The sequence below is a fragment of the Streptomyces sp. NRRL S-87 genome, assembly GCF_000719335.1.
Classification (GTDB): Bacteria; Actinomycetota; Actinomycetes; order Streptomycetales; family Streptomycetaceae; genus Streptomyces.
In genome coordinates this window covers 16,919-29,314 of record NZ_JOGB01000031.1, presented here as the reverse complement: position 1 = coordinate 29,314, position 12,396 = coordinate 16,919, and the positions used below count along the sequence as shown (strand labels likewise).

Sequence of the window (12,396 nt, the reverse complement as noted above, 5' to 3'; positions counted from 1 at the left end):
TGTTCTCAATCTATGCCCGTCCAACACGCCATGAAGGTGCGTCAGGGCAGATTGGTTGGTCAAGCACGTCGGCGCGGCAAGCCCAGTGTGTCGTCGGCCCTTCCTACCGCTCGCCAGCAGTCGGCGCCCCGCACACCGCGACGCTGCAGTCGTACGGCTGCGTGTTACCGAAACGAGCAGCACAGCGGCAAGCCCATCGGCTTGCATCTACCGCTCCTGCCGCCTCGGAAGATAGTGAAATAAATGGGGACAATTACCCCGCGGACTGCCAGTAGTCAACATCAGCCATTCACATGTCCGGGAATTTCAGATTCCGCCGATGGGTGCGAGCGGAGGCTCCCACGTTTCCGCAGGTCGGGGAAACGCCCGCTCTCCATCCGGAGGCGTTCGGAGTCTTGGATTGATCTCAGACATCAGTTGTTGACACGCTCGGAAATGCTTGAGTCGGCTGCGGGCTGTCGGTCAGAGTCGGATCCACATCCCGCCTGGGTGCCGACACCATCGAATGCGCTACCGCTGGCGGCATCTTCCGAAATTCGGCTAGGTGCTCCCGTGAAAGTGCTCTTCAGGAACGGGGTATCGACATGAATCGCTTACTCGCCCGAGGGTCCGCCCTCGCTGCCGCCGTGCTGGCCATATCTGGGATCACTGCACTCTCGCCGGCGTCCGGGGCGGAGACCTGCACGACCACGAGCAACGCCAAGCCCATCCTCTTGCCCGGCATCCGTCCCGACACGGTCGTGTCCATCCCGGTCTGCCTCGAGACGCTGTCGGGCGGCAAGGGCCGCGGAAAGATCCTCTTCCACTGGAAACTGATCAACGACGGTCAGTCCGACGTGACGAGCAAGCGGTTCAGCTCGTTCCAGGGCATCACGCGTCTGGCGAGCCGCGAGCCCGGCGGCGAGGACACGGGGGTGAAGAGCCCGATGTGCGGCTTCACCGACGTCCTCAACTCGAACGCTCCCGAAGACCCGCGCCTCCCGATCGGCTGCCAGTCGCCGTGGGCGGTCCTCGATCCGGGCAAGCAGTGGTCTGGTGACGCCACTGCCGTCTACGACATCGTCGGTGACGGGCTGGGCCCGATCACGTGGCAGCTCGCTGGCTCGCCCAGTGCGAGCCGATGAGGAAGTCGGCCGCAGGCGCGCTCGCTGGGGCTCTGGCCGCGCTTGGCGTCCTGGTCGGAGCTCCGGCCGCCGAGGCGGACCAGTTCGATTCGTGGAACCTGTACCAGATGGACTCCTGCTACAAACCGTGGGAGTCCGCTTTCAAGTTCCATCTCTGGTTCAACTCCGGCCAGAACGGAACATGGCGGAACGTCGGGTACTCCTTCTACGACTTCGACGCCCTCTGGCCGGGCGACGGCCACGCTCACCCCATGCGCTTCTGCTCCATACCGCTGGGCAGCACCTACCTGGACGGAAGCGTCAAGAACGTGAAGAACAACGCCGCCTCCGGCCAGAACGACCACGAATCGTACGGGGCCACCGTCTACTACAGCAGCGGCTACAAGGGCCCCAAGGATGTGATGGCGCCGTACCAGCACATCGACCGGTTCGTGAACGTCTACAACGACAACGCGTCCTTCAAGTGGAGCTAAGGATGTTGAAACAGAAAATGAAAAAGGCTGCCTTACCGGTGGCAGCGGCCGCCACCGTGGCGGCGGTCGCAGTGGGCCTTTCCACCATGGACGGCCAACACGCCACGCCCACTGCCGGCGGCACGGCTGGCGCAGAGCCGCAGGCAGGTCAGGTGGTGAAGAAGGACCCGCGGGATCCAGCGACCTGGGCACTGCCCGTCGAGGCCTACATGCCCACCAGCTCGCAAGCACAGGTCATCACGCGAGCCCGGGCCAAAGCCATCGACAAGTGCCTGGCCGAAGCGGGCTATCCGCAGTGGACTCCACCGCCGGCCCTCCCGCCCCTGGGCGGCAAGACGCTCACGGACCGGCGCTACGGCATCCACGACAAGAAGCTGGCCGCCCGGCGCGGATACCACCCGGCCGCGGCTGAGCAGGAGGCCTACAACAAGGCCATGGAGGCCGGCGCGGTCGATCGCTCCGGCTCCGACGAGGGCGTGAAGCGCCGCTGCGCCTCACTGGCCGAGGCCAAAGTGCCCACCGCGCGACTCCTGGGCTCGTACGCCGAGACGCTCGGCAACAACGCCTTCCGCAAAGCCACCGCCTCACTGCCGGTGAAGGCGGTATTCGCCAAGTGGTCGGCGTGCATGAAGGGCAAGGGATACAGCTACAAGCAGCCCATGGACGCCAATGACGACCCGCGCTTCAACGACCCCGACACCGTCACCCGCCGCGAGATCGCCACCGCCCTGGCGGACATCGACTGCCGGGACACGTACAACGTGGCCAAGGTCTGGTTCGACGCGGAGGCCGCCCAGCAGCAGCCTGCGATCGCACAGCACAAGCAGCGCCTGGAGTCCGACCGCAACGCAACACTGCAGGCCGTGGCCGAGTCCCGAACCATTCTCGCCAGCCGCTGATCGAGCCGTCGATACAGGGGCGGCCCCCGCCTCCCGGCAGGGGGTTCGGGGGCCGCCCCACGACGAGGACCAGGAGTAGAGCCGACATGCGTAGGCCGACAAAACTCATCGCAATCTCCGCGCTGCTCCTCACCATCGTGGGTTGCGGCTCGACCGGAGCCGCCGAATCCGCCAGCAGCACCCCCACCGGTCGCGCAGTCGTTCCGCTGGCGTCGCTTCCCGAAACCCCCGTCCGGGGGCTTGCCAAAGGGCTGTCACTGCCGCTCGACGCCTACACCTACACGCCCAAGGACCGGTACGTGTGGCAGGTGGCGATCCAGAACCAGTGGCGTACGTGCATGCGTCGCTTCGGCTTCACCACGTTCAATCCACCTGCCGTCTCCCCCAACACGGTCGCAGCGAACATCGACGCAGGCATGGGCCGCCGCTACGGCATCTCCGACCTGGACGCGGCCAAGACGTACGGCTACCACCTGCCCCCTATCGCGCCCGACCCGCCGGACTGGACTCCCGCCCCGGGAGCCGAGGAAGCAGTCTTCTCCGGCAAGGGACCGGAGCTGACAGCCGGCACGTACAGAGGGAGGAAAGTCCCCAAGGGCGGCTGCCGCAGGGAAACGCAAGCCGTCTATCCGATGCCCGATACTCCTCGAGCCCTCGCTGCGCAGGGGCGCGCCTTCGCCGCCTCGCGCTCCGACAAGAAGGTCGTCAAGGCCATGGCGGCCTGGTCGTCCTGCATGAAGACCAAGGGATACAAGCTCGCGGACCCCTTCAAGGCGCCGGCCCTCGTCATGACCTCCATCACCGCACCCACCCCGTCGCCTGAAGAGCTGAACCTGGCCACCGCCGACGTGGCATGCAAGACCCGCGTCCACCTGATCCAGGTCTGGCACCAGGCCGAGACCGCCCTCCAGCAGCAGGAGATCACAAGGAACGCCGCAGCACTCCAGGAGGACCGATCGCACAAGGAGCAGGCCACCACCAAGGCAGTCGCCGGATACCTGAAGGGAGCGCCAAGATGATCAGGAAGATGCTCGCGACCACTACGGCAGCCACCATTCTCGCTCTCGTGGGCGCGATCCCGGCGTCCGCTGCGACGTCCTACGAGGCCGACCTGTGCACCAGCAGCGGCGACAAGTAGTGCTTCGCCATCCACTTCAGCAGCCGCGGCGCTGAAACCTGGTATTCCTTCGGCCCCTGATTCCTGTCTAACAGATCGATCCCGGACTACTTCGGTTACTCACCGAACTACGCCTCAGACGAATTTCCTAGACAAGCTGGCCAGAGGGACCCGCAACGCCTGCCGCCGGTCCAAATTGGCATGGGCGAGGCAGGTGACGCTACCGGGCATGAGTAAGTCTGTGGGGAGCCCGGACGACAAGCTGGACGCAAGCGTGGATTGTCATATGCCTGCATGTTCTGGAGCCCTCACCGCCGGCGTCCTCACCGACACCAACTACAGCGAGAGGCCGCCACGTGGGCGCAGGGCGGCGGCGGTAGCCACCGCCTACGCCCGGGCGATTGCCCGGCACCTGGGCTGGGGCCTCATCACCGTGCTCCGGTACGCGAACGCCGCACGCTGGCAGGACACCTTCCGCGAGAACCGGCCCCGGCCCAGCAGACTGGACCCCTACAAGCCGTACCTGGAGCGACGCTTCGCCGAGGGATGCACCAGCGTCACCCACCTCCACAATGAACTCCTCGCCGACAACGCGTCCGTCACCTACCAGATGGTCCGCGCCCACATCGCCACCCTCCGCGGGACTCCCGCCGGCACGCGATCCCGGCCTCCGACGGTGCGCCTGGTGACCGGCTGGCTTACCGGTCACCCCACGACCCTGACCGAGGAAGCCGAGCCGGCCTGAAGCAGGTCCTAGCCCGCTGCCCAGAACTGGACAAGGCCGCCGGACACGTCCGCGACTTCGGCGAGATACTCACCGACCGCCTCGGCTCCACACTCCCCACCTGGATTGACGAAGTCGACGCCAGCCAACTCCCCGGTCTCACCGGCTTCGCACTCCACCTTCTGCTGGGACCTTGACGCCGTGACAGCTGGGCTCACTCTCGACTGGAGCTCCGGCAGCATCGAGGACGCCGTCAACCGCATCAGGAAGATCAAGCGCCACGCTCCCTCAATCGAACGACACCGTCACCCTCCGCGACGACTCCCCAAGATCTGTGCCAGAACCCGGTCTCGTGGACAAAGCCACCAGCGGCACCGTGGCCGGGCCCGAGCTCGCCGAGGCCATCCACCAGGTCGCCACCGCCGCCGGCCGCGACGACGCCCTCCCGAGCCTGACCGGCATCCAGGCCGAGATCACAGACGACACGATCACCTTCGCCGCCACCGACCGCTACCGCTTCGCGCTGCGACCCATCTCCTGGACCCCCGCCGCGGCCAACGGCGCCACCACCCAGACCACTCTCCCGGCCGAGTCCCTCGCCGAAGCCGCCAAGATCCTCGCCACCGACGACCAGGTCCACCTCACCCTCCCCGCCTCTCACGGCGTCCTCGGCCCGGCCGGCCGCACGCCCACCCTCACCCTCACCCTGCGCGCCATGGACGGCCAGCTCCCCGACCCCAAGAAGCTGTGGCCCACCGGCTTCACCGCCACCGCCGACCTCGACACCGCCGACCTCGCCGACGCCGTCAAACGCATGGCCCTTGTCGCCGAACCCGGCCACCCCGTCAAGCTCCACCTCACCGACGGCGCCCTGGCCCTCAGCGCCGGCACCGCCGACGACGCCTCCGCCGCGACCAGGTCACCGCCACCACCGACCTGCTCACCGGCGCCCCCGTCACCATCGCCTTCAACCCCGGCTGCCTCCTCGACGGCGTCACGGCGCTCAAGACGGACCGGATCCGCCTGCAGATCGTCAACCCCGTCAAGCCGGCGCTCCTCGTCCCCGCCGATCCGGTCCCCACCGCGCTGCGCTACCTGATCATGCCGATCCGCCAGTCCGGCTGACCCGCCCCGGGGCGGCCGCGCCATCCCGGCCGGCCGCCCCGCCCACGTGGCGACCGCCACCCCGCGATCACCCCCAACACACCAATCACGCAAGGAGAACCAGATGTTCAACGCCGGCGCCGAGGTAGAGATCCTCCCCTGTGAGGACGACCCCAGGGCGAGGGCAAGACCGGCAGGATCGTCGACGAGGTCCCGCCCGGCCCGCTCACCGGAGGCCGGTGGACGGTGAACAAGATCAGCATCTTCATCGGGCCCGTCCTCTGCCACGCGCACGAGCTGCGGGCGACGGGAGGATGACGCTGGTCGACGCCGCCCAGCAGTGGATCCACTCGCTGTGGCTGTACCTGTGCTGGGGCGGAGGCCTCGTCGTCGGTTCCTGCCCGGTCTGCGCAGCGCCCCGTTTCTTCGCCGAGGTCCTCTACGTGCTCCGCCCCGCGCCCAGCCGACCGGCACCGGATCCCCACACCGCAGCCGTGCGATGGCAGGTGATCCAGCGAGACCACGACCGCATCAAGGACGAGTACGGTCGGCTCCGCATCGACCCGTTCCGCGGCGACGAGCTCGCCGTCCTCGACGACCTGACGGTCCCCGAAGCCGTCGCCCTCGTCCAAGCGCTCGCCGCCGCCAGTGACGCCGCCGACACCGCCCACCCCCCGACTTACCAGAAGGCCGTGCTGCACCTGGCCCACTCCTGGCGCCACGCCCAGGCCCGAGCCGCGAACAGCGAGCTCCAGCCCGACGGACCCGTACGCGCTGGCCGACGCCATGTCAACGACCCCGACGGCGACGGCACCGGCCGCAACTTCCCCGACCTCTACGCCCGCCTGTGCGCCCAGCAGCCGGAGGCTCGAACTCCTCGATGCTGCCCTCGACCCCCGAGCGCAGCCCGTAGAGCCGGAGCCAGACCGTTTCCATAAATTATGAATATAAAAATGCTATGCTTCGAGCATGAGTCGTCAACACACCGCTCCTGGCGCGTCCGCCGCCATCGGGGCAGCCCTCTACGGCCTGGCCACCAGGGCCGTGAGACGCCTGCCCCGGGACATGAGCCTGACGTCCGCCGCCACCCTGGCCACCCTGGACCGGACCGGCCCGCGGCGCATCACCGATCTGGCCGCGGTCGAGGGCGTCACCCAGCCCGCGATGACCGCCCTGGTCCGGGTGATGGAGGAGTCCGGCCTGGTCGAGCGGCGGGGCGACGCGTCCGACAAGCGGGTCACGCTGGTGTGCCTGACCGAGGCCGGCGCCTCCTATGTCCGGACGCGGCGCCAGGCGGGCGTCCACGCGTTCGAGCGGTTGATCGGCGAGCTCACCGGCGACGAGGTCGAGGCGCTGGTGGCGGCCCTTCCGGCGCTGAAGCATCTGGCAGAGCTCGAAAGCCAGGACCGCGAAGGGCCGAAGCAGTGACCGGGCAGCCGGTCGGCGGGGCCACGGTGAAGGCGTTCCCGGCTGCGCGTTCCGAGGCGCGGCTGCTGGTCCCCGCCCTGATGTTCATCGCTCTGGGCGTGGCGGCGGTCGCCAGCCTCGGGACGCCGCTCATCACCAGCGTGGCGACCTCGTTCCACGTCTCGCTCGGCAGCGCGCAGTGGACGCTGACCGTCGCGCTGCTCAGCGGCGCCGTCGCCACACCCGTCCTCGGCCGGCTCGGAACCGGCCCGCACCGGCGGGCCACGGTCCTCGCCACGCTGGCGGTCGTCGTCGCCGGCAGCGCGCTCACCGTGCTGCCGCTGCCATTCGCGTGGCTGCTGGCCGGCAGGGCGGCCCAGGGCGTCGGGCTCGGGCTGACGGCGCTGATGATGGGCGTGGCCCGGGACCACCTCCCCGAGGAGCGCAGCGCGGCCGTGATCGCCCTGATCTCGGTGGTCTCGATCATCGGGGCCGGCGTCGGCTACCCGCTGGCCGCACTGCTCGCCGAGCTCGGCGGGGTACGGGCCGCCTACGGCCTCGGCCTGGTCGTCACCGCCGCCGCCCTCCTGACCGCGTGGCGCTCCATGCCCGAAGCCCCCGAAGGCCGCTCCGCCCACGTGGACGTGGCAGGCGCGGTAGTCCTGGCCGCTGCGCTGCTCCTGGTGCTGTTCCTCGCCGGCGAACGGAATCTGTGGAGCCGGCACCTCGCCGTGGCGGCGGGCCTCGTCGTCGTGGCGGTGGTGCTGCTCTGCGTCTGGGCCGTCATCGAGCTGCGCAGCACGACGCCCCTGGTCGATGTGCGGGCGGTGCGGCACCCGGCGGTCGCCGGGGCGAACCTCGCCATGCTGGTCGGCGGGACCGGCATGTACCTCCTGCTCACGCTCATCACCCGGTACGCGCAGACGCCGCACGGCGCCGGCTACGGCTTCGGGCTGACGACCTTCGTCGCCGGACTGGTCCTCATCCCGTTCTCGGTGCTGGGGTTCGTCGCCGGCAAGCTCACGCCGCGGGTCCGGACGCGGATCGCCGACCCCCTGCTCCTGGCCGGCAGCGCCATCGTGGTCGGTGGCGGGTTCGCCCTGTTCGCGGCGGCCCGGTCGGACCTGGCCGAACTGTTCGCGGCGATGGGCGTGCTCGGCCTCGGCGTCGGCGGCTTCTCGGCCGCGATGCCCGGCGTCATCCTGGCCGTCACCCCCAAGAGCGAGACGTCGAGCGCCATGAGCTTCAACTACGTCGTCCGCAGCGTCGGGTACTCCCTGGGCAGCGCCATCGGCGGCCTGATCCTCGGCGCGGGCACCGGCCCCGGCCACCTCTTCCCCGACGACAGCGCCTACACCACCGCGGCGCTGGTCGGCATCGGCGCCATGGCGATCACGACGCTGACAGGCCTCGCTCTCGCCCGCCGACGCTCGTCCGAGACCAACCCGTAAGTCAGATGCACTCATCCCAACACTGGAGGTTCCATGCCCAAGGGCTACTGGGTCAGCGTCTACCGCACCATTGCAGACCCTGAGAAGCTGGCTGCTTACAACAAGCTGGCCGGTCCGGCCGTCCAGGCCGGGGGCGGGCGGAGGCTCGCCGTCGGCGGTCGGGTCGTGGCGCATGACGCCGGAATCGCCGAGCGTACCGTCCTGATCGAGTTCGACAGCTTCGAGCAGGCCGTCGCGGCACGCGAGAGCGCGGCCTACCAGGAGGCGCTGGTCGCCCTCTCCGACGGCGTCGAGCGCGACTTCCGCATTGTCGAAGGCATCGACTGACCGAGGTCCAGGCGGATCTTCACTGAACCCTCTCGGGTCCGGTGCATGGGGAGGACGCCCGTGGAGGCGTCCTCCTGCTGTTTCGGGACGGGAGCCAGGGATGTGCAGCTCAACGTGCTCAGCTCGCGGCGGAGCCGCTGGAGCTCGTCGTCTTTGGCGGCCATGACGGACAGGAGGACCCGTTGTCCCTCCTTGAGCTGGGTGAGCTCGGTGTGTGTGCGGGCGAGTCTGCCGGTGAGCCGCTGGTTGAGGTCCCGCAGTCGGGTGATGCGGGCCTCGCGGGGGTAGGGCTTCTGGCCGGCTGCCCGCCGCTTCTCGAACTCGTCCTTGAGGTGGCCCCAGGGCCGGTAGAGGGACGCGCGGGAGATGCCCGCCTCGCGGGCGAGCGTCTTGACGTCGCAGGCACCGCCGGGCGGGATCTTCCCGGCCAGCAACCGCTCGATGGCCTCGCGGATGCGCCGTTCGATCTGGTCGCGCTGCTGGTGGCTCAGTGCCATGTCATCGGACCTTTCCGACTGCCTTGTCGATCTCTTCGAGAACCCGCACGGACCGGTCGTGCTCGGCCCGCAGCCGGGTCTTCTCAGCGGGCGGGATCCGAGGGCTGGCCGGCAGGACGACGCTGTTGTCAGCTGTGGTCTGACAGACGGAACGGTGAACGATGTGGTGGGTGGCCTGCGGGCAGCGGGAGCTGTCACACAGCCCGGTCAGCGGAGCTGCGGCCGCCCTGGTGCCGGCAAGCCTGAGACACAACGCCTTCGCCGGGTCCTCGAACCAGCAGTAGTTCGCCGCTGAGAGGTGCCCAGCCAGGCTGCCGAAGCCCCGGCCATCGACGTCCCGGTCGTCGCGCTGCCCGTCTCCAACGCGCTCCAGGAGCTGATCGACTGGGCGGCCGCGCACCCGACCGCCTCGGTCCGCAGCCGCGCCGCCCGCATCACCGCGCCGCGCAGCGCGAGGCGGAGGAGAAGGTCGCCAAGGCCAAGGCCGACTGGAGAAGGCGCAGGAGGAGCTGCGCACCGTCAAGGCCGGCACCCGCACCACCACGGCGGCCGCCACCGCGCCCACCCCGATCCGGGCGGGCCTGGGCAGCGGCCGCACCCGGGAGGAGCTCGCCGCCGTCCGGGCGTGGGCGCGCGCCAACGGCCACCAAGTCGCCGACGCCGGCATGGTGCCCAAGCGGGTCCTGGAGGCGTACGACGCCGCGCACCGGGCGCCGGTCCGGAAGGCCGGCTGACCGTGGCCGCCGACGACGCGATAGCCCTGGACGGCTTCCTGGACGAGGAGACCGTGCCCAGCGACCTGCACGGCAGCACGGCCCAGTTCCGCCTCACCGTCTCCCCGAGGGACGAGATGATCCTGCCCTGAGCGTCGCCGACCCAGCGCTGGCGCACGCGGTCATCCACGACCTGGTCCCCGGCGACAAGCTCCGCGTCACCGGCTACCTCCGGCTGCCCCGCACGCCGGACGAGCCGATGTGGCCGGTGGTCACCACGCTCGCCGTGCTGGAGACCGCGCCGGAGCTGTCCGACCCGGCCGCCGTCGCCACAGCCGTCATCGAGCGCTACGGGCCGTACGTCTGCTGGTTCAACGCCGACACCACCGACGTGGAGGTGTTCACCGAGGGCGGCACGTGGGTCGGCACCGCGCCCGAGCCGAACGACTTGGGCGAGCTGCTCGAAGCCTTCGAGCAGCGCCAGGCCGCCGGCGGCGAGCAGTAGCGAAGCCGCCGTGCCCTCCGTCCCGAGAACCTGCACCGGTACCCGCGCGACTGGCCCCCGATCAGCGCGCGGATTCGGTTCCAGCGGGCGGGCGGCCGCTGCGAGTGCACAGGCCAGTGCGGCCTGGCGCACCCCGGCGGCCGCTGCCCCGCCGTCCATGAGGAGATCCAACCGGACACTGGGTCCGTGGTCGGTCGAATCAGCTCTGTTGGATCGGTACGTGGCCTCAGCAACAAGGCGTTCCGGAACGCATGCGCGGCCTGCTGCCACTGATGGGCTGGGGCGGACCGAGCAGAGGGACTGCGCTACGGGAGCCGGCCTTGGTCGCCGATGCGCCGACTCCGCCGCCGCATCGGCGACCGGAAGCGGCCAAGGGCACGACATCGCAGGTCGAGGTGGTGATCGATGATGGCCAGACCCGTATGGACAGGGTCGTCTCCTTCGGGCTCGTGTCCCTGCCGATCGCGCTCTACACCGCGACCGACAGCCACACGATCCGCTTCCACCAGCTCCAGCGCGGCACCGCGGACCGGATCCGCAACGGCGCGTCAACGAGCGCACCGGCGACGAGGTCGACCTCGGCGAGATCGTCCGCAGCCCCAAGGACACCGGCGAGAAGGCGACCAGCACCGACCGGCCCGCGCGCGGGCAGAAGAAGACCGAGGCAAAGAAGCGGGCCACCGCCAGCAGCAGCGGCCCCTCCCTCAAGGAGCTCACGAAGGCCGAGCTGTACAAGAAGGCCGCGGCCGCCGGAATCGAGGGCCGCTCCTCCATGACCCACGACCAGCTCGCCGACGCCCTCGCCCACAGCAGCCGCAGCAAGCGCACTTCGTAGGCCGCCGGCCGGCCCGTCCTGCCGCGCGACGGCAGGCTCTGCCGGGCCGGTACCTTATTGCACATCTATTGCAACAGCACATAATGTGTGAGAGGGGGCCGGGCGTTGAGTGCTCCGGTGGTATTGGGAATCGAGTCGTCGTGCGACGAGACGGGAGCGGGCATCGTCTCCGGCGGCCGGCTGCTGGCGCACGTGGTGGCGTCGAGCATGGATGAGCACGCCCGCTTCGGCGGCGTGGTGCCGGAGATCGCCGCCCGGGCGCATCTGCAGGCGTTCAACCCCGTCGTACGCGAGGCGCTCGAGCAGGCGGGCCTGAAGCTGTCCCAGATCGACGCGGTCGCGGTCACTACCGGCCCGGGCCTGTCGGGTGCGCTGCAGGTGGGGCTGGCGGGGGCGAAGACGCTGGCGTACGCGGCGGGGGCCCCGATGTACGGGGTGCACCACCTGGCCGGACACGTCGCCGCGGACACCCTGGAGCACGGTCCACTGCCCAACCCCTGCATGGTCCTGATCGTCTCCGGCGGACACACCTCGCTGCTGCTGGTGCGGGACCTGGTGCGCGATCCGATCCTGCACTTGGGCGACACCGTGGACGACGCGGCCGGCGAGTGCTTCGACAAGGTCGCCCGCGTCTTCGGCCTGCCCTACCCCGGCGGGCCGGCCATCGACCGCGCCGCAGCCACCGGCAACCCGTGCGCGGTCGCCTTCCCCCGCCCGCTGACGGGCGCGAGGGACGACCCGTACGCCTTCTCCTTCTCCGGCCTGAAGACCGCCGCCGCCCGCTGGGCGGAACGGCAGCGCGCCGACGGCCGCGAGATCCCGGTCGCCGACGGCGCCGCGTCCCTCCAGGAGGCCGTAGCCGACGTCCTGACCCGCAAGGCGCTCGCCGCCTGCCGGGCGTACGAGGTGGGCACCCTCGTGATCGTGGGCGGGGTCGCGGCGAACTCGCGGGTGCGGGCGCTGGCGGAGGAGCGGTGCGCGGCCGCCGGCGTCGAGCTGCGGGTGCCGCCGCTGACCCTGTGCACCGACAACGGGGCGATGATCGCCGCCGTCGGCGACCTCCTCGTACGCGCCGGAGCCGACCCGGCCCAGCTGGACATGTCCATTGACCCCTCCGCCCCGCTGGAGTACGCCGCCCTGCATCCTGTGGCGCGCCCGGCCGCGGTCCTGGCGTGATGGCGGTTCGCCGGGTGGACGGCGCCGAGCTGCTGACCCACGGC

Annotated in this window: 16 protein-coding genes and 1 pseudogene; 15 read left to right on the top strand and 2 right to left on the bottom strand. The window is 70.0% G+C overall.

Annotated elements, in window-relative coordinates; translation table 11 throughout:
- Window positions 1-584 precede the first annotated feature (584 nt).
- The 5 genes from IF43_RS0120675 to IF43_RS42850 all read left to right on the top strand — a co-directional run bounded on the left by IF43_RS0120675 (window position 585) and on the right by IF43_RS42850 (window position 4,358).
- A complete protein-coding gene (locus tag IF43_RS0120675) occupies window positions 585-1,124 on the top strand; it encodes a hypothetical protein (protein ID WP_051795706.1) in 540 nt (179 codons plus the stop codon).
- Window positions 1,121-1,597 (top strand): hypothetical protein, encoded by a 477-nt coding sequence (locus IF43_RS38180; protein ID WP_051795705.1) that lies wholly within the window; start codon window positions 1,121-1,123, stop codon window positions 1,595-1,597. Before IF43_RS0120675 ends, IF43_RS38180 begins: the two co-directional genes overlap by 4 nt.
- 2 nt (window positions 1,598-1,599) lie before the next feature.
- Complete coding sequence (locus IF43_RS0120665; protein WP_158939416.1) at window positions 1,600-2,496, top strand: hypothetical protein; 897 nt, start codon at window positions 1,600-1,602, stop codon at window positions 2,494-2,496.
- 86 nt (window positions 2,497-2,582) lie between these two features.
- Complete coding sequence (locus IF43_RS0120660; protein ID WP_030202608.1) at window positions 2,583-3,515, top strand: hypothetical protein; 933 nt, start codon at window positions 2,583-2,585, stop codon at window positions 3,513-3,515.
- A gap of 384 nt (window positions 3,516-3,899) precedes the next feature.
- Window positions 3,900-4,358 (top strand): hypothetical protein, encoded by a 459-nt coding sequence (locus tag IF43_RS42850; protein WP_234332383.1) that lies wholly within the window; start codon window positions 3,900-3,902, stop codon window positions 4,356-4,358.
- Between the two features lie 8 nt (window positions 4,359-4,366).
- On the opposite strand, the gene IF43_RS42845 is transcribed toward IF43_RS42850, so the two are convergent.
- Window positions 4,367-4,612, bottom strand: coding sequence for a hypothetical protein (locus IF43_RS42845; RefSeq protein WP_030202602.1), 246 nt, complete (start codon window positions 4,610-4,612; stop codon window positions 4,367-4,369).
- A gap of 59 nt (window positions 4,613-4,671) precedes the next feature.
- Here IF43_RS42845 and IF43_RS43895 point away from each other — a divergent pair.
- The 6 genes and pseudogenes from IF43_RS43895 to IF43_RS0120620 all read left to right on the top strand — a co-directional run.
- Window positions 4,672-5,061: pseudogene (locus IF43_RS43895) on the top strand (DNA polymerase III subunit beta); the annotation flags it as partial.
- 23 nt (window positions 5,062-5,084) lie between these two features.
- A complete protein-coding gene (locus IF43_RS43890; RefSeq protein ID WP_369405189.1) occupies window positions 5,085-5,462 on the top strand; it encodes a hypothetical protein in 378 nt (125 codons plus the stop codon).
- 293 nt (window positions 5,463-5,755) lie between these two features.
- A complete protein-coding gene (locus IF43_RS0120635) occupies window positions 5,756-6,379 on the top strand; it encodes a hypothetical protein (RefSeq protein ID WP_030202599.1) in 624 nt (207 codons plus the stop codon).
- A gap of 127 nt (window positions 6,380-6,506) precedes the next feature.
- A complete protein-coding gene (locus IF43_RS0120630) occupies window positions 6,507-6,869 on the top strand; it encodes a MarR family winged helix-turn-helix transcriptional regulator (RefSeq protein ID WP_014173936.1) in 363 nt (120 codons plus the stop codon).
- A complete protein-coding gene (locus IF43_RS0120625; RefSeq protein ID WP_030202596.1) occupies window positions 6,866-8,299 on the top strand; it encodes an MFS transporter in 1,434 nt (477 codons plus the stop codon). The genes IF43_RS0120630 and IF43_RS0120625 overlap by 4 nt, the downstream gene beginning before the upstream one ends.
- 33 nt (window positions 8,300-8,332) lie before the next feature.
- On the top strand, window positions 8,333-8,626 hold the full coding sequence (locus tag IF43_RS0120620) for a DUF1330 domain-containing protein (RefSeq protein ID WP_030202593.1): 294 nt from the start codon (window positions 8,333-8,335) through the stop codon (window positions 8,624-8,626).
- Here the strand turns inward: IF43_RS0120620 and IF43_RS38175 are convergent.
- Window positions 8,554-9,123 (bottom strand): hypothetical protein, encoded by a 570-nt coding sequence (locus IF43_RS38175; protein WP_051795699.1) that lies wholly within the window; start codon window positions 9,121-9,123, stop codon window positions 8,554-8,556. The genes IF43_RS0120620 and IF43_RS38175 overlap by 73 nt on opposite strands.
- A 488-nt stretch (window positions 9,124-9,611) precedes the next feature.
- Between IF43_RS38175 and IF43_RS42835 the strand changes: the two genes are divergently transcribed.
- The 4 genes from IF43_RS42835 to tsaD all read left to right on the top strand — a co-directional run bounded on the left by IF43_RS42835 (window position 9,612) and on the right by tsaD (window position 12,352).
- On the top strand, window positions 9,612-9,857 hold the full coding sequence (locus tag IF43_RS42835) for a histone-like nucleoid-structuring protein Lsr2 (RefSeq protein WP_324605120.1): 246 nt from the start codon (window positions 9,612-9,614) through the stop codon (window positions 9,855-9,857).
- A 2-nt stretch (window positions 9,858-9,859) separates the two neighbouring features.
- On the top strand, window positions 9,860-9,988 hold the full coding sequence (locus tag IF43_RS43530) for a hypothetical protein (protein ID WP_267884795.1): 129 nt from the start codon (window positions 9,860-9,862) through the stop codon (window positions 9,986-9,988).
- A 116-nt stretch (window positions 9,989-10,104) separates the two neighbouring features.
- Entirely contained in the window at window positions 10,105-10,341 is a 237-nt protein-coding gene (locus IF43_RS42830) for a hypothetical protein (protein WP_234332376.1), read from the top strand.
- Between the two features lie 952 nt (window positions 10,342-11,293).
- Complete coding sequence (gene tsaD, locus IF43_RS0120590; protein ID WP_030202580.1) at window positions 11,294-12,352, top strand: tRNA (adenosine(37)-N6)-threonylcarbamoyltransferase complex transferase subunit TsaD; 1,059 nt, start codon at window positions 11,294-11,296, stop codon at window positions 12,350-12,352.
- The last annotated feature ends 44 nt before the right edge of the window (window positions 12,353-12,396 follow it).